At 67.1% G+C, this 19,528-nt stretch carries 23 protein-coding genes; 3 read left to right on the top strand and 20 right to left on the bottom strand.

All coding sequences use genetic code 11. The annotated features are described in order from the left end of the window. Positions 1 to 53: 53 nt before the first annotated feature. The 3 genes from QMC81_02665 to QMC81_02655 are packed head-to-tail and all read right to left on the bottom strand — an operon-like array spanning position 54 to position 2,287. Complete coding sequence (locus tag QMC81_02665) at positions 54 to 545, bottom strand: low molecular weight protein arginine phosphatase (protein ID MDI6906379.1); 492 nt, start codon at positions 543 to 545, stop codon at positions 54 to 56. 33 nt (positions 546 to 578) lie between these two features. Beyond that, the gene (locus QMC81_02660; protein ID MDI6906378.1) at positions 579 to 1,115 is read right to left on the bottom strand and encodes a manganese efflux pump MntP family protein; all 537 of its coding nucleotides are present in this window, start codon (positions 1,113 to 1,115) and stop codon (positions 579 to 581) included. A 59-nt stretch (positions 1,116 to 1,174) separates the two neighbouring features. Next, positions 1,175 to 2,287: an L-threonylcarbamoyladenylate synthase gene (locus QMC81_02655; protein ID MDI6906377.1), complete on the bottom strand. Its 1,113-nt coding sequence runs from the start codon at positions 2,285 to 2,287 to the stop codon at positions 1,175 to 1,177. A 148-nt stretch (positions 2,288 to 2,435) separates the two neighbouring features. On the opposite strand from QMC81_02655, the gene QMC81_02650 reads away from it, so the two are divergent. After that, positions 2,436 to 2,885, top strand: a complete 450-nt coding sequence (locus QMC81_02650) for a hypothetical protein (GenBank protein MDI6906376.1) — start codon at positions 2,436 to 2,438, stop codon at positions 2,883 to 2,885. A gap of 76 nt (positions 2,886 to 2,961) precedes the next feature. Here the strand turns inward: QMC81_02650 and QMC81_02645 are convergent, their stop codons facing one another. From QMC81_02645 to QMC81_02615, 7 genes are all read right to left on the bottom strand, one after another. Then, positions 2,962 to 4,245, bottom strand: coding sequence for an ArsB/NhaD family transporter (locus QMC81_02645; protein MDI6906375.1), 1,284 nt, complete (start codon positions 4,243 to 4,245; stop codon positions 2,962 to 2,964). Between the two features lie 2 nt (positions 4,246 to 4,247). Further along, positions 4,248 to 5,096: a peptide chain release factor N(5)-glutamine methyltransferase gene (gene prmC / locus QMC81_02640; GenBank protein MDI6906374.1), complete on the bottom strand. Its 849-nt coding sequence runs from the start codon at positions 5,094 to 5,096 to the stop codon at positions 4,248 to 4,250. 108 nt (positions 5,097 to 5,204) lie between these two features. Continuing rightward, entirely contained in the window at positions 5,205 to 6,278 is a 1,074-nt protein-coding gene (gene prfA, locus QMC81_02635; GenBank protein ID MDI6906373.1) for a peptide chain release factor 1, read from the bottom strand. Further along, positions 6,278 to 7,159: a DUF1385 domain-containing protein gene (locus QMC81_02630; protein MDI6906372.1), complete on the bottom strand. Its 882-nt coding sequence runs from the start codon at positions 7,157 to 7,159 to the stop codon at positions 6,278 to 6,280. The genes prfA and QMC81_02630 overlap by 1 nt, the downstream gene beginning before the upstream one ends. Positions 7,160 to 7,212: 53 nt before the next feature. Continuing rightward, entirely contained in the window at positions 7,213 to 7,419 is a 207-nt protein-coding gene (gene rpmE, locus QMC81_02625) for a 50S ribosomal protein L31 (protein MDI6906371.1), read from the bottom strand. Between the two features lie 152 nt (positions 7,420 to 7,571). Then, complete coding sequence (locus QMC81_02620; protein MDI6906370.1) at positions 7,572 to 7,973, bottom strand: PIN domain-containing protein; 402 nt, start codon at positions 7,971 to 7,973, stop codon at positions 7,572 to 7,574. Then, on the bottom strand, positions 7,970 to 8,218 hold the full coding sequence (locus QMC81_02615; GenBank protein ID MDI6906369.1) for a ribbon-helix-helix protein, CopG family: 249 nt from the start codon (positions 8,216 to 8,218) through the stop codon (positions 7,970 to 7,972). The genes QMC81_02620 and QMC81_02615 overlap by 4 nt, the downstream gene beginning before the upstream one ends. Before the next feature lie 129 nt (positions 8,219 to 8,347). Between QMC81_02615 and QMC81_02610 the strand changes: the two genes are divergently transcribed. Then, positions 8,348 to 8,668, top strand: coding sequence for a hypothetical protein (locus tag QMC81_02610; GenBank protein ID MDI6906368.1), 321 nt, complete (start codon positions 8,348 to 8,350; stop codon positions 8,666 to 8,668). On the opposite strand, the gene QMC81_02605 is transcribed toward QMC81_02610, so the two are convergent. Beyond that, entirely contained in the window at positions 8,665 to 9,321 is a 657-nt protein-coding gene (locus QMC81_02605) for a Crp/Fnr family transcriptional regulator (protein MDI6906367.1), read from the bottom strand. The two genes, QMC81_02610 and QMC81_02605, sit on opposite strands and share 4 nt — an antisense overlap. 214 nt (positions 9,322 to 9,535) lie before the next feature. On the opposite strand from QMC81_02605, the gene QMC81_02600 reads away from it, so the two are divergent. After that, positions 9,536 to 12,004: a hydrogenase iron-sulfur subunit gene (locus tag QMC81_02600; GenBank protein ID MDI6906366.1), complete on the top strand. Its 2,469-nt coding sequence runs from the start codon at positions 9,536 to 9,538 to the stop codon at positions 12,002 to 12,004. Between the two features lie 55 nt (positions 12,005 to 12,059). Here the strand turns inward: QMC81_02600 and QMC81_02595 are convergent, their stop codons facing one another. The 9 genes from QMC81_02595 to QMC81_02555 form a co-directional block, all read right to left on the bottom strand. Further along, the gene (locus QMC81_02595) at positions 12,060 to 12,713 is read right to left on the bottom strand and encodes a Crp/Fnr family transcriptional regulator (GenBank protein MDI6906365.1); all 654 of its coding nucleotides are present in this window, start codon (positions 12,711 to 12,713) and stop codon (positions 12,060 to 12,062) included. 136 nt (positions 12,714 to 12,849) lie between these two features. Beyond that, a complete protein-coding gene (locus tag QMC81_02590) occupies positions 12,850 to 13,530 on the bottom strand; it encodes a Crp/Fnr family transcriptional regulator (GenBank protein MDI6906364.1) in 681 nt (226 codons plus the stop codon). A 254-nt stretch (positions 13,531 to 13,784) separates the two neighbouring features. After that, positions 13,785 to 14,132 (bottom strand): 4Fe-4S dicluster domain-containing protein, encoded by a 348-nt coding sequence (locus tag QMC81_02585; protein ID MDI6906363.1) that lies wholly within the window; start codon positions 14,130 to 14,132, stop codon positions 13,785 to 13,787. A 26-nt stretch (positions 14,133 to 14,158) separates the two neighbouring features. Beyond that, a complete protein-coding gene (locus tag QMC81_02580) occupies positions 14,159 to 15,235 on the bottom strand; it encodes a nickel-dependent hydrogenase large subunit (GenBank protein ID MDI6906362.1) in 1,077 nt (358 codons plus the stop codon). A gap of 12 nt (positions 15,236 to 15,247) precedes the next feature. After that, positions 15,248 to 15,601 (bottom strand): NADH-quinone oxidoreductase subunit C, encoded by a 354-nt coding sequence (locus QMC81_02575; protein ID MDI6906361.1) that lies wholly within the window; start codon positions 15,599 to 15,601, stop codon positions 15,248 to 15,250. A 3-nt stretch (positions 15,602 to 15,604) separates the two neighbouring features. After that, positions 15,605 to 16,042: an NADH-quinone oxidoreductase subunit B family protein gene (locus QMC81_02570; GenBank protein ID MDI6906360.1), complete on the bottom strand. Its 438-nt coding sequence runs from the start codon at positions 16,040 to 16,042 to the stop codon at positions 15,605 to 15,607. Positions 16,043 to 16,079: 37 nt separating this feature from the next. Further along, positions 16,080 to 16,937, bottom strand: a complete 858-nt coding sequence (locus QMC81_02565; protein ID MDI6906359.1) for an NADH-quinone oxidoreductase subunit H — start codon at positions 16,935 to 16,937, stop codon at positions 16,080 to 16,082. Further along, a complete protein-coding gene (locus tag QMC81_02560; GenBank protein ID MDI6906358.1) occupies positions 16,934 to 18,874 on the bottom strand; it encodes a proton-conducting transporter membrane subunit in 1,941 nt (646 codons plus the stop codon). Before QMC81_02560 ends, QMC81_02565 begins: the two co-directional genes overlap by 4 nt. A gap of 105 nt (positions 18,875 to 18,979) precedes the next feature. Continuing rightward, positions 18,980 to 19,528 (bottom strand): hypothetical protein (locus QMC81_02555; protein ID MDI6906357.1); only part of this gene is annotated, 549 nt, incomplete at its 5' end.

Raw genomic sequence — 19,528 nt, 5'->3', positions numbered from 1 at the left:
CGGGGACCTCCCTTCAGCTCCCGTAACCCGGCAGGTTTTCGACACCGGTCGTATTATTTCCTTCCGGCCCCGGCGTTTTCACGGCGGAAGCGCTCCAGGGCCAGGCGGACCATGTGCCGCAGTTCACCGGCGTAGCGGCGGTAGACCGCCGGGGGCTGTCCGAAGGGGTCGGGCAGGTCGCCCCCGACGCCGGCGTACTCGGCCAGGGTAAAGACCTTCCCCGCCTGGTCCGGGGCCATCTCCCGCACCAGGCGGCGGTGGCCGGCGGTCATGGTCAGCACCAGGTCGGCCTCGTGGATCATCTCGCGGGTCAGCAGGGCCGCGCGGTGGCGGCGCAGGTCGATGCCGTCTTCGGCCAGAGCCTCGACGGCGTTCTCGGTCGCCGGGTCGCCCGGCAGGGCATGGACGCCGGCCGAGAAGACGAGGATCTCTTCCTCCCCCGCGGCCCACTCGCCGGGGCGCGGCAGCAGGTGGCGCGCCAGGCCCTCGGCCATCGGCGAGCGGCAGGTGTTCCCGCTGCAGACGAAGAGGATTTTCTTGGCCATCGGATCACCTCGGGACCAAATTTCCACTTAATTTCACACTACTAATTTCACGCCCACGCCGAAAAGGATCAGGCCGCCCACGAGCTGCGCCCGGTTGCCGACCCAACGGTAGATGGAGCGGCCCAGGAAGAGGCCGGCCGCGGTCATGGCGCCGGCGACCAGGCCGATCGTTAAGGCGGTCAGGAGCAGGGCCTGTCCCACCGCGCCCAGGGTGAAACCGACGCTCAGGGCGTCCATGCTGACGCTGGCGGCCAGAACGATAATGCTGAACAGCCCGTTGACCACGACGATCTCGGAACGGGAGCGGCGCAGGGTTCCCCAGACCATGCGGACTCCCAGGTAGACCAGGATGGCGGCGCCGATGTAGGCCGCCGCCCGCCCGGCGAAGCCGCTCACGAGGCCGCCGACCCACCAGCCGGCGATGGGCATCACGATGTGGAAGACCAGCACCACCAGCACCAGGGTGACGGCCTGGCGGCGGTCGATACCGGCCAGCGCCAGCCCGATGCACAGCGAAAAGGCGTCGGTCCCCAGGGCCACGGCCAGAAGCAACAGGGTCACCAGTTCCATGAAAGGCCGCCTCCAGCTTTAAGTAAGGGGTCAGGCACTTTACTTAAAAGATTTTTAAGTTAGGGGCCTGGCCCCTTACTTAAAACTATTTCGGTCGCGGCGCGGCGCAGGCGCTCCAGGACGGTACCTCCGAGGCCGCCGGGCGCCGGGCCCTCGGCCAGGATGACATCGGCGCCGGCAGCGTCGGCGCGGCGCAGGGCGTCGTACAGGGCGGCGGCGACCTTGTCCGGCCGGTCCCGGGGGCCGGTGACGACCACGGGCTCCGGGGCGTAGAGGCCGGCCGTCTCGGGGGCGGCCAGGACGACCGCACGCCGCCCGGCGGCCCGGGCTTCGGCCGCCCGCCGCCGTATGGCCTCCGCCACGGCGGGCGGCGGGCCCTCGAAGAGGACCAGGGGCGTCCGCGGGGCGTAGTGGCGGTATTTCATCCCCGGGGAGCGGGGCGGTCCGCCGTTCTCCCCCTTGCGGTCCGCGACGGCCGCGCGGCCCAGGACGGCCTCCAGCTGTTCGACGGTGACCCCGCCCGGCCGCAGGACCGCGGGCGGCGTGGCCGTCAGGTCGAGCACTGTGGACTCCACCCCCACGGGCGCCGGCCCACCGTCGAGGACGGCGTCGATCCGCCCCCCCAGGTCGTCCAGCACGTGGGCGGCCGTGGTGGGGCTGGGGCGCCCGGAGGCGTTGGCGCTGGGGGCGGCGAGCGGCACCCCGGCGGCGCGGATGAGCGCCAGGGCCACGGGGTGGTCGGGCATCCGCACCCCCACGGTGTCCAGGCCGGCGGTGACCTCCCGGGGCAGCGACGGCGCCGCCGGGAGGACCAGGGTCAGCGGACCCGGCCAGAAGGCGCCTGCCAGGGCCCGGGCCACGTCCGGGACATCCCGGACCAGGGGGCGCAGCTCATCCATGGCGGAGATGTGCACGATCAGGGGGTTGTCCGCCGGGCGGCCCTTCGCCGCGAAGATGCGCCGCACGGCGGCCCCGTTCGTGGCGTCGGCGCCCAGGCCGTAGACGGTCTCGGTCGGGAAGGCCACCAGCCCGCCGCGGCGGATGACCGCGGCCGCGGCGGCGATGACGGCGGGGTCGGGGTCTTGCGGATCGACGCGCCAGTAGAAAGTCCCCCGGACCGTTTCCCGGTCAGCGGGCGGGCACACCCGGCGGAAGCCCTGTTGCCGTTCCAAATAAGGTTTCCTCCCGCATACTTTTCCACATCCGGTAGTATACCACACTTTGCCTCCCCGGCATCGGCGGTTTGAGCGCGGGCGACGCATAAGCGGGGTTCCCGCTGGACAGCTTTAGGTATTAGGTATATGGAGGGGGGATGGGCCGATGGTTATACAGGACAGGTCGACGAGGGGCTTCATCGCCGGGGTGGCGGGCGGCGTGGCGATGAACATCGTGGCGAACATCTCGTTTTACATCAATTGGGGTGAACTGCGGTTCCTGGACTGGGCGGCGGTTATTATTTTTGGTTCCAGGACCAATGTCTTCTGGGAGGCGGCCTTCGCCCAGGTGGCGCAAATCCTTTTCGTAGGCCTCCTGGGCATCGTTTTCGCCTACCTGATCCCCGCGGTGACAAGCCGCAATTGCCTTTTGAAGGGATGGCTTTTCGGGGCCGCCGTTTGGTTCGGCCTGTACGGCGTCATTCTTTTGTTCAAGGTTAATAGGCTGGTTGGGATAGACCTGGCCACGGCGGCCTCGGATTTCGTAGGGGCGTCGGTTTACGGCCTGGTGCTGGCCTGCACGTTGCGGTGGATGGACGAGAGGGTCAAGGTGTAATGGCATGGCGATGGACGGGAACCTACGGCGGGGGCGGCGGCGGCGCCGCCCTTTGTTGTTGCCGGCCCCGCCCGGCTCAGCCCCGCAGGTGAAAAATTATCAGGTATACGGCGGCGAGCGCCACCGAGAGGAGCATGAGCGGAAAGCCGTAGCGGAAGAAGTCCCAGAAGCCGATGGGGGTGCCGTTCTTCTCGGCGAGGCCGGCGACGATGACGTTGGCCGCCGCCCCCACCAGGGTCCCGTTGCCGCCCAGGCAGGCCCCCAGGGCCAGGGACCACCACCAGGGATCGAGGTCGACGACGGCGCCGAGGCGGCCCATCTCTTGCAACAGGGGGATCATGGCGGCGACGAAGGGGATGTTGTCCACGAGGCCCGAGGCCAGCGCCGAAACCCACAGCAGGGCCATCCCGGTCGCCAGGAGGCGTCCCCCGGTAAGGTCGAGGGCCGCCCGGGCCGCCCGTTCCATGACGCCGGTGGCCTCCAGGGCGCCGACGATGACGAAAAGCCCGGCGAAGAAGAAGAGGGTCGGCCATTCGATGCCCCGGAAGGGCTTTTCGGGGTCCTTGCGGGTGACAATCAGGAGGACCGTGGCGCCGCCCAGGGCGATGCTCGCCGCGGGCAGGTGGATATATTGGTGCAGGATGAACCCGGCCAGGGTAAGCCCGAGAACCAGCAGCGACTGCCGCAAGAGGCGGCGGTCGTGGAGGTAATCGCGCGGCTCAATGGCCAGGATTTTCTTTTTTAGTTCCGGTTCGGTGTGCAGTTGGGGACGGAAAAGGAAGTAAAGGATAGCCGTCGTGACGATTAGCACCACGGTGGCGATCGGGGCGAGGTTGGCCAGGAAGTCGACGAAGCCGAGACCCGCGGGCGCGCTGATCATGATGTTCGGGGGGTCGCCGATGAGGGTGGCCGTGCCGCCGATGTTGGAGGCCAGGATCTCGGTGATTAGAAAGGGGATGGCGCTGAGCTGGAGCCGGCGGGTCAGGGCGAAGGTGACCGGCACGATCAGGAAGACGGCGGTGACGTTGTCCAGGAAGGCCGAGAGGACGGCCGTCACCAGGCCGAGGCCCACCAGTATCCGCACGGGCTCGCCCCGGGCGACGCGGGCGGCCCGGACGGCCAGGTATTCGAAGAGGCCGGTCTCCCGGGTGATGGTGACGATGACCATCATGCCGATGAGCAGGCCCAGGGTGTTGAAGTCGATGGCGGCGACGGCCTCGTCCTGGTCCAGGAGGCCGGTGAAGACGACGACCGCCGCCCCGCCCATGGCCGCCACGGCGCGGTGCAGGCGCTCGGAGACGACCAGGGCGTAGGTGACGGCGAAGACGGTCAGGGCCAGGGCGGCCTGGTTGCCTTCCAAGGCTATCCCCTCCTTATCGCGGCGATCACCCGCTCCCGGCCCGCCAGGTCCCGGTGGCACCGTACCGCGGACCAGTCCGCCGGGCGGAACAGGGCCCGGGCCGCGGGCGCCTGGTAAGGCGCGATCTCCAGCAGGGCCAGCGCCCCGGCGGGCAAAAGGCGCGCCGCCCGCGGCACGAGCCGGCGGTAGAGGTCGAGGCCGTCCGGGCCGCCGTCGAGGGCCAGGCGCGGCTCGGCGCGGACCTCCGGCGCGAGCCCGCGGATCTCCGCCGCCGGGACGTACGGCAGGTTGGCCGCCAGCAGGTCGGCGCGCCGGACGGTGTCCTCCGGGACGGGGTCCAGGAGGTCGCCCTCCAGGAAGGTCACACGGTCGGACACGCCGTGCCGCGCCGCGTTCCCGCGCGCCACGGCGAGGGCGGCCGGCGAAACGTCGGTCGCCCAGACCCGCGCCCGCGGCTCGAGGACGGCCAGGCTGACGGCGACGGCCCCGCTGCCGGTACCGACGTCGAGGGCCACGGGGTCCGGGCGGCCGCGGAGGTGCTCCAGGGCCAGCCCGACCAGGATTTCGGTCTCGGGCCGGGGGATGAGCACGTCCGGGGTGACGCGGAACTCCAGGCCCATGAACTCCTTGCGGCCGGTCAGGTAGGCCACCGGCCGGCGCCGGGCGCGCTCCCCCACCAGAAAAACGAAACGCTCCCGCTCGGCCGGGGTCAGCCGGCGCTCGGGAGCGCGGTACAGCGTAACGCGGTCGCCGTTGAGTGCCGCCGCCAGCAGGACCTCGGCGTCGAGGGCCGCCGTTTCGACCCCGGCCCCCCGCAGGAGCCCGCGCGCCCAGGCGAGGGCCTCGGCCACCGGAGGGTCGGGCGCGGTAAGTGTAAGTTGGCAGGCTTTAGACTGGTTACCCATATTACAATGCACAGTGACGTCCAGGCGTTTTAAGTAAGGGGCCTGACCCCTTACTTAAAACTGGCTGATGGATTTGAGGCGCTCGGCCTGGTCGGCGGTGATGAGCGCCTCGACCAGCTCGTCCAGGTCGCCCTCGAGCACGGTCTCAAGACGGTAGAGGGTCAGGTTCAGACGGTGGTCGGTGACCCGGTTCTGCGGAAAGTTGTAGGTCCGGATGCGCTCGCTGCGGTCGCCGCTCCCCACCATGCTGCGCCTGGTGGAGGCGATCTGGGCCTCGCGCTCCCGGACGGCCCGGTCGAGGAGGCGGGCGCGCAGGACCTTCATCGCCTTGTCCCGGTTCTTATGCTGGGACTTCTCGTCCTGGCAGGAGACGACGATGCCCGTGGGCAGGTGGGTGATGCGCACCGCGGACTGGGTGGTGTTCACCGACTGGCCGCCCGGGCCGCTGGAGCAGAAGACGTCGACCCGGATCTCCTCCGGCTTGATCTCGATGTCGACCTCCCCGGCCTCCGGCAGTACGGCGACGGTGGCCGCCGAGGTGTGGATGCGGCCGCCGGACTCGGTCGCCGGCACGCGCTGCACACGGTGCACGCCGCTCTCGAACTTGAGGCGGCTGTAGGCCCCCCGCCCGGTGATGTTGACGACCGCTTCCTTCACGCCGCCCAGGTCGGTCATGTTGGCGTCCAGCATCTCGGCCTTCCAGCCCTGCCGCTCGGCGTAGCGCAGGTACATGCGCAGGAGGTCCCCCGCGAAGAGGGCGGCCTCCTCCCCGCCGGTGCCGGCCCGGATCTCCATGATGACGTTCTTCTCGTCGTTGGGGTCCTTGGGCAGGAGCAGCACCCGCAGGCGCTGCTCGGTCTCCTCCCGGCGGGCGCGCAGCGCCTCCAGCTCGCTCTCGGCCAGGGCGCGCATCTCGGGGTCCTTCTCCTCCTCCAGGAGCGCCTCGGTGTCGGCGGTCTCGGCGACGAGTTTCTTGTAGGCGCGGTAAACCCCGACGACCTCCTCCAGGTCGGCGTGGGCCTTGACGTACTGACGCCAGCGGTCCTGGTCCTGGATGACCGCGGGGTCGGCGATCTGTGCCGTCAGTTCTTCGTACTTGGCTTCGAGGCTATCCAGCTTCGCAAACACTACCGTTCACCTTCTTCACGCTCCATGACCGCGTCCAGGGAGGCAATAGCGACCTCGACCATCCCGTCGTCCGGCTCCCTGGTGGTCAGCGCCTGCAGCCAGAGCCCCGGCGCCACCAACAACCGCCACAGGGGGCTCTGCAGCCGGCAGGCGCCGGCTTTGACGAATTCGTAGGAAATGCCGGCCACGACCGGCAGCATTAGAAGCCGTGAGACAAACCTCCACCAGAGCGGCTCGGTGGCCAGGAAGGAAAAGACCGCGATGCTGACCACCAGGACGATCAACAGGAAGCTGGTCCCGCAGCGCGGGTGGCGGGTCGAGAACCGCTGCACGTGGCGCACTTCCAGGGGCGCCCCGGCTTCCAGGGCGTTGATCGTCTTGTGCTCCGCCCCGTGGTAGGCGAAAACGCGCCGGATGTCCGGCATCAGGCCGATCAGGTAGACGTAGGCCAGGAACACCAGGACGCGCACGACGCCCTCGAGGATGTTGGTCCCCACCGTCCCCCGGACGTAGGGCAGGGCCAGGTGGGCCACCCCCACCGGCAGGAGTACGAAGAGGGCGACGGCCAGGGCCAGGGCGACGACCATCGTCCCCCCGATCTCCCAGGGCGTCAGGGGGCGCTCCTCCTCCCCCGTGGCCTGCGCCGCGGAGTAGCTTAAGGCCTGCAGGCCGATGACCATGGACTCGATGAGGACCACGGTGCCGCGCAGGAAGGGCCACTTTAGAAACGGGAAGCGCCGCGTGACCGTTTCCACGGGGCGGCGCTCAACGGCGACCGACCGGTCCGGCAGCCGCACGGCCACCGCCCAACTGGCCGGCCCGCGCATCATGACCCCCTCGATGACCGCCTGCCCGCCGTAAGTAATCTCTCTCTGTTTCATAAGTATTATAAATTAATGGCAGAGCCCGTCTGCCGCTCTGCCATCCACCCCCGTTACTTGTTCAGGCCGTACTTCTTGCGGAACTTTTCGGCGCGCCCGCCGGTCTCGATCGTGCGCTGCGTACCTGTGTAGAAGGGATGACACCGGGAGCAGATGTCGACCTTCATCTCCTTCCTGGTCGAGCCGGTCTCGAAAGTCGCCCCGCACACGCAGGTGATTTTCGCCTTCTTTTCGTACTTCGGATGGATATCCTTCTTCAACCCTAAGCACCTCGCTCTCTCTATCCGCAGCCGGGAATCAAACCGCAAATATTATAGCACGCCGCGCCACCCGCGGCAAGAAATGTTTCCCGGCCGGCTGCCGCCGCCTCAACCCCCGGTAACCGGCCGGAGGCCGGCCCGGCGGATGGATGCTAGTCCGCCAGGTAGCGGAAGCCCTGTTCACGGAAGTGTACGTCGAAAGCAAAGGCCTCATTGATCCCCGCCCGGCGCATGAGGGCGAAGCTGACGCAATCCACCAGGGAAAGCCGCCGGCGGTTCGCGGTCAGCAGGGCCGTCGCGCCCAGGCGGTGCGCTTCTTCATCGACCCAAATCACCCGGACCAAGGGCAGGATGTCCTCGTGCAACACCCGCAAGGCGTCAAGGCCGAGGCGGCGCTGCACCAGCGCGCAGGTCTCTACGAGCATGTAGCTGGACAGAACCAGTACCGCCCCGGATTGCAGGAGTTCAACCCACACCGTGCGCGCCCGGTCATGGTGCCTGTCGTCGCCGTCCAGGACGGCCAGAAGGGCGGAGGTATCGACCCAGACCTTCACTTCTCAAAGGCCTCGATGAGATAGTCGTCGTGCCGGGCCGCCAGGTCCCCGAGACCGGACCGGAACCTTCCGGCGGCGGCAACGGCCCGGCGCACCCGTACCTCCCGGTCAACCGGACCGGGGGAGCGCAGGACGAGATCGACGCCCCGGCGAATCAACTCGGCCATGGAAACCCCTTCGGCCGCCGCCATCGCTTTCAGGGCCGCGAACTGTTGCTCGGTGAGCTGGACCTGGGTGCGCAGCATGCCCCTCACGCTCCCTATGCTTACATGCTAACCATTATTTTAGCTTTTTATCACTCCCCCTGTAAGCTCCTGCGTCACCTCCGCCGCCGGGCGGGCATACAGTGACAGCAAAAACGAGGGGTGGAGGGCGTGACGGAGTTCCATGACTTTCTGACACTTGACTACCTGCGGACCTTCGCCGGGATGGTGGCCGCGGTGAACCTGATCGTGCAGTTCTCGAAGGGCTGGGTGAAGGCGGTCTTCGGCGACCTGGCGGTGCGGCCTTACGCCTGGTTCTGGGCCTTCGCGCTGCTGACCTTCGTCGCCTACGCCGACGGCCGCTTCGCGGGCGGGCCGGGACAGTGGGTCGCGGTTCTCGGAATGTCAGCCGTCAACGCCTTCCCGGTCACCCTCGGGGCGATCGCCACCTATCATGTCATCCGGCATTGTAACGGCCGCTTCCCGGACTAGGCCTCTTTCATCACCCACCCCGCCAGCTTCTCGGCGTCCCTGATGATGATGCCCTTTCCCTCCATCGCGATCGAGCCGTCCTCCCGGAAGGCGCTCATCAGCGTGGTCACGGTCTGCCGGCTGGAGCCGATCATGGACGCGATCTCGCCGTAGGTGAGGGGGAGCTTGATCTTGACGCCCCGGGCGGTCCGGACCCCGTAACGCTCGCCGATCTTGAGGAGCAACTGCGCCAGCCGGGCGGAAACCTGCCGGCACATCAGGGCGTAGACCAGGCCTTCGGTCGCCCGCAGGCGCGCCCCGAGCACCGATGCGACCTTGAGGGCCAGATGATGCTCGGCGGCCAGGATACCGAGGAACTCGGCCTTGGTGAGGACCACGAGCTTCACGGGGGCGATCGCCCGGGCCGAGCACGTCCGCGTCGCCCGGTAAAGGGTTTCCGCAAGCCCCATTATCTCGCCCGGGTTCCTGATGCCGCCGACCGTTATCTCCCGCCCCCGGGGGTCCAGGCGATAGATCTTGACGGCCCCGTCTTCGATGAGGTAGACACGGTCGGCGTATTCCCCGGCGCTGAAAATGATCTGGCCCTTCGGGTAGCGCACCCCGACGCCGGCCCGGCGCAGGACCTCGCGCTCGCGCTCACTTAGGACAACCATCAGACCATCCCCCCGATCCGGCAATTGCCTCGGATAACTCCTATTCTACCCCCCCCCGGACGCTGTTGCCCGTCTTCCTCCTCACGCTTGTACTGTCGCGTAGACGACGCCCCGGCGTTCACAGGCGCGACGGCGCAGGCGGCGAGGCTCCCTTAAAATGGTGGGCAAAAGGGTTCGTGGCGAAAGGAACATATGAAAGAAGGGTTGTCGAATCATGCCAGAATCAACCGTGTGTGAATCCGGCTTGCGCATCGGCGTTTTCGTCTGCGACTGCGAATCAACCCTCGACGAGGCCCTCGATATTGCCCGCCTCGCCAGGTACGCGGGATCGCTCCCGTACGTCGCCTTCGTGCGCCGGCACGGCCACTTCTGCGAGGAAGGGCTGGCCGCCTTCCGGAAGGACATCGCGGAGCACGGCCTCAACCGGGTCATCGTCGCCGGGTGCTCTCCGCGGACGAGCCTGGCGGCGCCCGAGCAGCGCTTCAAGCGGGCGGCGGCCGAGACCGGCCTGGACACGGCGGCGGTGGAGATCGCCAACATCCGGGAGCAGTGCGCCTGGGTGCACCCGGGCGCCAGGGAGGCGGCGACCGGCAAGGCGATGGACATCCTGACCATGGCCCACGCGCGGGTGCTGCTAAACAGGGAGCGCCGCCCCGCCCGGCTGCGGTTGGAGAACCGCGCCCTGGTCATCGGCGGCGGCCCGGCCGGGATGCAGGCCGCGCTCGACTATGCCCGCAACGGGGTGAAGGTGACCCTGGTGGAAAAGAGCACCCACCTCGGCGGACAGACGGCGCGGGTCGAGAGGCTCTACCAGACGCCCAACTGGCCCTCCACCTGCTCCACCTCCTGCATCCTCCCGAACATCACCAAGCTCATCGCGCTGCACGGCCCGGCCATCGAACTCCTGACCTCCGCCGAAGTGACCGGCATCCGGAAGGTGGACGGGAACTTCGAGGTCACCATCCGCCAGAAGCCCCGGTACGTCGACAGCCGCAAGTGCGTGGAGTGCGGCCGGTGCGCCGCGGTCTGCCCGGTAACGCTCCCCAGCGAGTTCGCCTTCGGGCTCTCGACCCGGAAGGCCATCTACAAGCCGTACCGCTTCACCCACCCGGACGCCTTCGTCATCGACGCCGGGGCCTGCACGGGGTGCGGCCGGTGCGTCCCGGCCTGCCCGGCGGGCGCCATCGCCCTCGACGCCCGGCCGCGCGAAAAGACGGTCCGCGCCGGCAGCGTGGTGGTGGCCACCGGCTTCGAGGAGCTGGACGTGCAGAAGGCTATGCCGGAGTCCGCCGGCCGGCTCGAGCAGGTGCTCAGCAGCCTGGAGTTCGAGCAGTACGGCCAGTACTTGGACCGGATGCAAAAGAAACCGCGGTCGATCACCTTTGTCCTGTGCGCCGGCTCGCGGGAGGCCGACGGCGGCCGGAAGGACCGGCCGCTCGACGGGCCCAGGCCGTACTGTTCCAAGATCTGCTGCGAGTACACGCTGAAGCAGGTCCTGCTGGTCAAGAAGGCCCTGCCCGAAGTCGAGATCAATGTCGTCTACACCGACATCCGCACCGTGGACCGGGCGCCCGAGGAATACTACCGCGAGGCGCAGCGGAAAGGGGTCAACTTCATCCGCGGGCGGCTGGCGGCCGTCGAGAAGAAGGCCGGCGCCGAGAGTGTCACCCTGCGCTGCCAGCCGCTGCCGGCGGGAAACGCCGCCCTCCCCGGGCCGGCGGAAATGCTGGAGACCGACCTGGTGGTCCTGGCCACCGCCTTCAACCCGCACCGCGACTCTTCGCACCTGCGGATGCTCTTCGGGATGCAGCCCGACAAGTACGGCTTCGCGGCCGTCAACCAGGGCCCCTTCGGCGACTCGCCGGGCTGCCGCATTCTGCGGCCCACCGAATCGACGGTCCACCGGGTCTACGTCGTGGGCGGCGCGGCCGGGCCGGCATCGGTGCATGAGAGCGCGGCGGCGGCCGGTTCAGCGGTGGCGCGGGCCCTGCCTTACCACCACAGGGGGTACACCGAGCTGCTCGACTACTACGCGCTGGTCGACAAGGACCGCTGCAACGGCTGCGGCTTCTGCCAGAACGTCTGCCCGCACGGGGCGATCCAGAAGGACGAGGACGGCTACTACAGCACCGACCCGGCCTTCTGCCAGGCCTGCGGCCTCTGTCTCGCCGCCTGCCCGAGCGGCGCCGTCCAGCTTACGAACTACACCGAGAAGCACCTGGAGGAACAGCTCAAGGTCGCCTTCCGCCACGTGCCGCCGGGGGAGCCGAAGATCCTGGGCTACCTCTGCTACTGGTGCTCTTACTCGGGCGCCGACTTTGCGGGCATCAACCGCCTGGAGTACCCGGTGGGGACGCGCATCATCCGGGTCAGGTGCGGAGGCAGCGTCAGCCCGGTCCATGTCCTGATGGCCCTGTCGATGGGCGCCGACGGAGTGGTCGTGGGCCGCTGCCCGGATCATAACTGCCACCATCACCACGGGAACGAGCTGACGGCCAGGAGGATGGCGATGTGGGAGAAGATGCTGCCCACGGTGGAGATCGATAAGGCGCGGTTCGCCTCCCGGATTATCGGCTCCGCCGGTTACAAGGAGTGGATCAACACCGTCCGGGAGATGCACGACCACCTGAAGAAGCTGAAGGCCGGCGCCGAAAAGGACCGGCCTGAGGCGCAGATATCCTAGGGATTCCCTTCAAAGGCCGGCAGGCAGACGAGGACCCCCGGTAATCCGGGGGTCCTTATACGACCCACTCGGCCAGCTTCTCGGCGTCCTTGATGATGATCGCCCTGCCCTCCACGGTGATGCACCCCTCGTCCCGGAAGGTGTTCATCAGCGAGGTCACGGTCTGGCGGGTGGAACCGATCATGGACGCTATCTCGCTGTAAGTCAGCTGAATGCCGATCCTGGTGCCCCGCCCGGTCTCTATCCCGTAATCCCGGGCGAGTTTAAGGAGCATCAAAGCCAGCCGGCCCGGTACCTGCCAGCAGACCAGCCTATAGGCCTGCTCCTCCGCTTCCCGCATCCGGGAGCCGAGCAGGGACGCGACTTTTAAGGCGAACCGGTGCTCGGTGTTCAGGACGGCGAGGAACTCCCGCCCGGTCAGGACGACAAGGGTCACATTCGTGACGGCACGGGCGAAGCAGGTGCGTTTGCCGCCGTAAAGGGTCTCCGCGACCCCCATGAGCTCGCCCGGGTTGCGCATGGTCTCTACCGCCAACTCGCGCCCCTGCGGATCAATGCGGTAGACCTTGACATATCCCTCCTCGACCAGGTAAACGCGGTCGGCAACCTCTTCCGCCGACCAGATGATCTGGCCCCTGGGATAGTGCACCCTGACCCCGGCCTCGCGGAGCACCCGGCGCTCATAGTCATTCAGGGTGAGATCGGTCATCAGCACCGCCCCTTTTTCAGTCTTACATCGGCCGGGGCAACTGTCAAGAAGCCGACGCCCCTGAAAATATTGAAGGCCGGCGCTAACAACGGCCGGCCCGAAATAAAAAGCAGAATACCCTGAGATAAGTCCGGGCCTAAACCACCCACTCGGCCAGCTTCTTGGAGTCCTTGATGACGATTTCCCGCCCGTCGACGGCGATGCAGTTCTCGTCCCGGAAGGTGTTCATTAAAGAAGTGACGGTCTGCCTCGTCGAACCGATCATGGAGGCGATCTCGTTGTGCGTTAGTTTGAGCTTGATGCGGATGCCTTCGTTGGTCTTCACCCCGCAACGCTCACCGATCTTCAGCAGCATGAGAGCCAGACGCCCGGGGGCCTGCCAGCACATCAGGTCGTAGACCATCGCTTCGGCGGCCCTCATCCGCGCCCCCAGCAGGGACGCGACCTTCAGGGCGAGGCGGTGTTCGGTGGTCAGAACGTCCAGGAACTGCGCCTTGGTGAGGATGACAAGCGTAACATCGGTGATGGCTCCGGCGAAACAGGTGCGCGTGCCGTGATAGAGGGTCTCGGCCAGCCCCATCATCTCGCCCGGGTTTCTGATGCTGCCCACCGTCACCTCGCGCCCGTCCGGGTTAAGGCGGTAGATCTTGACGTACCCTTCCTCGACCAGGTACACCCGGTCGGCGTATTCATCCGCCGAGAAAATGATCTGGCCCTTGGGGTAGTGCACTTTAATCCCGGTTTTACAGAGCATCTCGTGTTCACGTTCGTTGACGACCAGAGCGTCCTCCTCGTGCGACAAAACGTCCCCCGACATAGCCTGGATCACCTCCCTCGCCTCCGCATCAATATTGTATTCGTCCCCGCATGATCTTTCCCCTTCTAATGGGGACCAAGTTTTCTGACATGTGTCAAATAATTGTGCTTCAACGGCTTCAGGCCACCGCGGGGCGCGGTTGATGCCGCTGCCGGTGGCCTTCACTTGTAATCGATCTGTGCTGTTTGTAAGAATTTTGGGCCAAACGGAGTGGGCGACTCCGATTGCCGGCCGCCGCCGCTCCCGGGAGCGGCCTACCTGCCGGCCGCCGTCACCCTCACCGACCTGGCCGTGGCCGATTCCGGATGCTGCGCCTCCATTTTCAGGGCGCCGTTGGGGCAGAGTTCGACGCATCTGTTGCAGTAGATGCACTTGAAGGAGTCAAAGGTCCGCCTGATGACCAGGTTCTCCCGATCCTCCTGCATACGGACGGCGTCGGCCGGGCAGATACCGGCACAGATCCCGCAGTAGGCACAGCGTTCGGCGTCGTAAACGATATGACCCCGCCCCTCGGGGAAAGGCGCGCGCTTGACGGCCGGGTAGGCCCGCGTAGCGGGACCGGAAAAGAAGTTCTTGATCAACTGCGGGCTCATCACAGGCATGCCGGCAACCCCTCCTTTTTAAGCGGTCAGCGTTCCGTGCAGGCGATGCACGGGTCGATGGACATCACGATGACCGGCACATCGGCCAGCTCGCAGCCCGGGAGCATCGCCAGCAGGGTCGGGATGTTGGCGAAGGTCGGGGTGCGGACCTTCAGCCGTTCGAGGCGGGCGGTGCCGTTGCCCCTGACGTACTCGAACAGCTCGCCGCGCGGCTGCTCGACGCGGATCATGCCCTCCCCCTCCGGGAACCCGGCCACCTTTACGGCCAGCTCGGACTCGGGCAGGCTGTCGAGGGCCTGGAAGGCCAACTCCAGCGACTGGTGGATCTCCCGCGCCCGGACCATCATGCGGGCGTAGCTGTCGCCGGCGGTCTCCACCACGGGCTCGAACCCCAGTTCCCCGTAGGCGCCGTAGCGCAGCATCCGCGCGTCATAGGCGACACCGCTGCCGCGCAGCGTGGGACCGACCGCCCCCAGCGCCCAGGCCTGTTCCCTGGACAGCACACCTTTCCCGACGGTGCGCTGCTTGACCGTGTAGTCGTTCTTGAAGACGCCGAAGCAGGCGTCGTACTCCTTCCCGAACCGCTCCAGCATCTTCCTTATCCGGCAGGCCGTCTCGCCGTTGATGTCCCGGCGCACCCCGCCGATGACCGACGAGGACTGGATGACGCGCTGCCCGGTGGTCATCTCCAGGATGTCGAGGACGATCTCCCGCGCCCGCCAGCACTGCATGAACAGGCTCTCAAAGCCGAAGGAGTCGGCCAGAAGCCCCATCCACAGGAGATGGCTGTGGATGCGGGAAAGCTCGCCCCAGAAGACCCGCAGGTAGGCGGCGCGCGGGGGCGCCTTGATGCGCATTACATTCTCAATGAGTTCGCAGTAGCAGTGGGCGTGAATGAAGCTGCAGATGCCGCAGATCCGCTCACACAGGAAAACGTTGTTGACGAAAGGGTTCTTCTCGGCCGCCTTTTCGATGCCCCGGTGCATGTACCCGATGACCGGCATCACCTCGATGACCCGCTCGTCCTCGCAGGTAAGCTGCAGCTGGATGGCCTCGGGCAGGACCGGGTGCTGCGGACCGAAGGGAAAAGTAACTCGTCCCATAAGGCGCCCTCCTCACTGTACGACCGGCAACTGCTTCAGCATCGGCGTCCGGGGGCTTTTGGCGCCGAGGAGCATGCGGCACTGGAAGTCGATGGCGAGCCCGGTGATGTTGAGGCCGAAGAACTCCTTGACCTCGTTCTCGATCAGGGCGGCGCTGAGCTGCAGCCCCGAGAGGCTGGGCACTTCCTCATCCTTGGCCACGCGTACCCGGACGTCGACCAGGTCCAGCCCCTCCTGGAAAACGTAAATCAGCTCAAACGTCTCCCCGTCGTCGATGCACACCAGGTTCGCCAGCCGGGCGCCCCGGTCCAGCAGTTTCCTGGCTTCGTCCTGTATCCGGTCCTTGGAGGCAATGACCTCTTCCAAACCTTACCCCTCCCCCCGGCCGAGCCCGGCCAGCTTATCCAGCGCGGCCACGACGCCGTCGATGACGGCCTCCGGCCGCGCGGCGCAGCCCCGGACGTAGACATCCACCGGGATGACCTTGTCCACGCCGCCCAGGGTGTTGTAGCAGTTGTGGAAGACCCCGCCGCCGCAGGCGCACGCCCCGACGGCCATGACCATTTTGGGGGCCGGCATCTGCTCGTACAGGTTCTTCAACACGTCGGCATTCTTCCAGTTGACGGGTCCGGTGACGACCAGCAGGTCGGCGTGCTTGGGGTTGCCGATATTGAGGATGCCGAAACGCTCCACGTCGTACAGGGGCGTCAGGCAGGCCAGGATTTCGATATCGCACCCGTTGCAGCCGCCCGTGCAGTAATGGAGGATCCACGGGGACTTAACCCGAGACGTGGCGACCAAACCCACCGGCGACACACCTCCTCTCTCTCTCCCCCCTGCAGCGCTAAGCCAGCCAGCGCAGAAGGACCATGTTGATCATGATGAAACCGATCCCCAGCCCCCAGCCGGCGGTGACCATCCACGACCAGCGCAAGCGGGCGGCGAGGTTGTCGACGAACAGCTCCAGCAGGAAGACGCCGGCGGCGATCAGGGCCCCGACCCACAGCGGCTGCGCCCAGAAGAGGGCGACGACGGCCAGCACCAGCACCAGTTCGTACCAGTGCGCCAGTTCGATGAGGGCCAGGTACCTCCCGGAGTACTCGGTATAGACGCCGCGCACGATTTCCTGGTGGGCGTGCTCGCAGGCGGCGATGTCGAACGGCGACTTCCGCATTTTGATCCCCAGGGCGATGAGCACCGCGAGGAAGGTCAGGGGCAGGGCCGGGAGCAGGGGGCCCGCGGCGGCCAGGACCCCGCAAACCGTGAAGCTCCCCGTCTCCATCGCGAACATCACCACGGTCAGCAGCAGGATGGGCTCGTAGGCCGCCATCTGTAAAAGCTCGCGGTGCGCGCCGAGGTGCGCGTAGGGCGAGCGCACGGCGAAGGCGCCGTAAGCCAGGGCGCCGCCGGCGAAGGCCAGCACCAGCACCACGACCAGCAGGTCCTGCCCGAGGAAGAAGAGGGCGAAGGCCGTCATGGTGAGCAGGAGATAGGCCCAGGCCCAGACGCCGCTGCCGCGGGAGGTCATCATACGTTTCTTGGCCGCCAGCTTGAAGAAGTCATAGAACGGCTGGACGACGGGCGGCCCCATCCGGCCCTGCAGGCGCGCCGTTACCTTGCGGTCGATGCCGTACAGCAGCCCGCCGGCCAGGGGCGCGAGGACCAGGGCGCCGAGCGCGGTCAGTACCGTCGTCAGGGTCATAGGATCACCCCCAGAAAGACGGCCGCCAGGCCGGCCAGCGCCGCCCAGTTGAAGACCGGCGTCAGCTTCTCCTCGCCGAAGGCCGAGGCCCAGTAGCTGCCCCCGGTGGCCACCGGGACCGCGGCACCGCCGGCGGACCAGAACTTCTCGTCGCCGCCGTCGACGTTAACGCCGCAGAGGTAACCGGGAGCCGTCCCGTCGGCCTCCGGGTCCTTGACCCAGAGCGCCGGGAGCAGGACCGCGACCGCGCAGGCGATGAAGAGGGCCCACGGGGTGAAGGAGCCGTTCGCGGTGACCAGGTTCCAGGCCGTCAGGTCAAAGGGATTGGCGTAGCCCATCCCCACCTGGGCGGGGATGACCAGCCGCTTCATCAGGGGCGCGATAAAAACGCTCAGCACGACAGCGCCCGCGACCAGGCCGGTGACGGCCAGGTAGGCCAGGCCCGGCGCGTCCTCCCGGCGTTCCCGCGGCCCGGCCCCGGCGGTCAGCAGCCGCCCGGTCCACTTCGCCCAGAAGAGCAGGGTGGCCGCGCTGCCGACCGCCAGGAAGGCGGTGATGACCAGGAAGCACCCTTCCTCCAGGCCCGCGGCTTCAATGGCCGCCCACTTGGAGAAGGCCACGCCGAAGGGCAGGAAGAGCATGGAGAGCATGCCCACGACCATGGCCGCTCCCACGACCGGCGTCCGGAAGCGCAGCCCTTCCATATCCTCGATGTTCCGGCTGCCGATGTGCTGTTCGACCATCCCGACGGCCATGAACAGGGCGCCCTTGGACACGGCGTGGAAGACGATGAGCGCGATGCCCGCCGCGATGGCCAGGTCGGTGTTGATCCCGGCGCAGCAGACGATCAGCCCCAGGTTGGCGATGGTGGAGTAAGCCAGCACCCGCTTGGACACCGGCTGGCTGACGGCCAGGATGGAGGTCACCATAAACACGAAGCCGCCGAACAGGCCGATCATATCGGAGAGGGTGGTGCCGCAGTAGGCCGGAGCCAGTCGCAGAACGAGGTACACGCCGGCTTTGACCATGGTGCTCGAGTGGAGCAGCGCGGAAACCGGCGTGGGCGCGACCATCGCCCCCAGCAGCCAGCTCTGGAAGGGCACCTGGGCGGCCTTGGTGAATCCGGTGAAGCATAGCAGGGCAAGAGCCAGAAGAATGCCCGAACCAGCCCCCCCGATGTCGATCAGCTTCTGCACCGACACCGAGCCGGTCTGCTGGAAGGCGAGGCCGGTGCCGGCCAGAAGGGCCACGGCGCCCAGCAGGTTCATCCACAGCGCCCGCAGGGCGTTGTCCTTGGCCTCGCCGGTCAGGTCGTGCCGGATGAGCTGGAAGCAGCAGAGCGTGGTCAGTTCCCAGAAGAAGTAAAGCCAGAGCAGGTTGTCGGCGAAGGCGAGCCCGTTCATCACGCCCAGGAAGCCCGCCAGGAAGAGGAAGAACTGCGGCTGCCTGCTCTTCTCCAACCCCAGGTGCTCCTCGTGCCGCGGCATGTAGTCGAGCGCGTAGAGCACGATCAGGGAGCCCACGATGGAGATCACCAGGCACATCACGGCCGAGAGCATGTCAATGTAGAAAACGGGTTCGGCCGGGGTATATCCGCTCAGCCGGGCGAACTTCAAATACGCCAGGCCGAGGGCGCCGGCCGCCGCCAGGCCGGTCACCAGGCTGTGGCGGGCGGCAAGGCCGGCATAGATGAAGTAGGCCAGCAGCGCAAAGTCGAGGACCGTCAGGACCGTATCCCAGGAGTGGGGCAAGCCTATCGCTATCGGCCCGCCCGCGGCCACCCCGGCGGTGAGGTAGACCGAAGCGCCGGCCATCACCAGCGCCACCGGGACGAACAGCGCCTTCCGCCCCGCGCCGCCCAGGGGGAGAAGGGCGATCAGCCCGGCCGCAACGGGCAGCAGGACCAGGGCCCAAACCAGAGTCTCGGCGCTCGCCATCTTTGCACCTCCTGCGCTTGATTCCCCTCCCGGCCCGGGCAGGACCCGGAATCGAGTCCCGCCCGCGGGCCCGGGAAAGGCTATGGGAACTTAAGGGGGGTTGAGTTAATGAACGAAACTATCGAGTCCCTGCGCCGCCCTGTTCTGTTCGTCCAGCAACTTTTGCACCCCGCTGAAGTAGGGCAGCCGGGGACGCAGGACATTGAAAAGCATCCGTCCCAGGACGTAGCACACCAGGAAGACGACCACGTAGTTGGCCGCCAGGCCGGTGTAGGGCACGGGAATGTTGATGCCCATAAACCGCAGCTGCATCCATCCCAGGATGAAGAAACAGGGCCACAGGTAGGCGGCGGAAAGGGCCACGGCGTTAAAGAACACTCGCCCAAAGGCGTCGTTCGCCTCCCGGTTGGCGCTCTTGTACCGCTCCTTTTCCCCTTCCCGCAGGGCCTGCAGCGAGCGGTTGTGCATCTGCACCATCCGGGCGTTCAGGGTCTTGAGGTGCCTGTCGTTCAACCGGTAGACGATGGAAGCCGTAAACTCGCCCACGACAACCGTCAGGAAGGCGACGAGCATGGTGCCCAGGAAGAAGTCGGCCACCGGGTGGCCCGTAACCCTGTAGAGGACGACCAGCACCGGGTCGAGGGTTTGCCAGAG

The organism is Thermoanaerobacterales bacterium (assembly GCA_030019475.1).
Lineage (GTDB): Bacteria > Bacillota > Desulfotomaculia > Desulfotomaculales > JASEER01 > JASEER01.
Note: the sequence above shows the minus strand (reverse complement) of the source record. Positions and strands in the feature narration are given on the sequence as shown.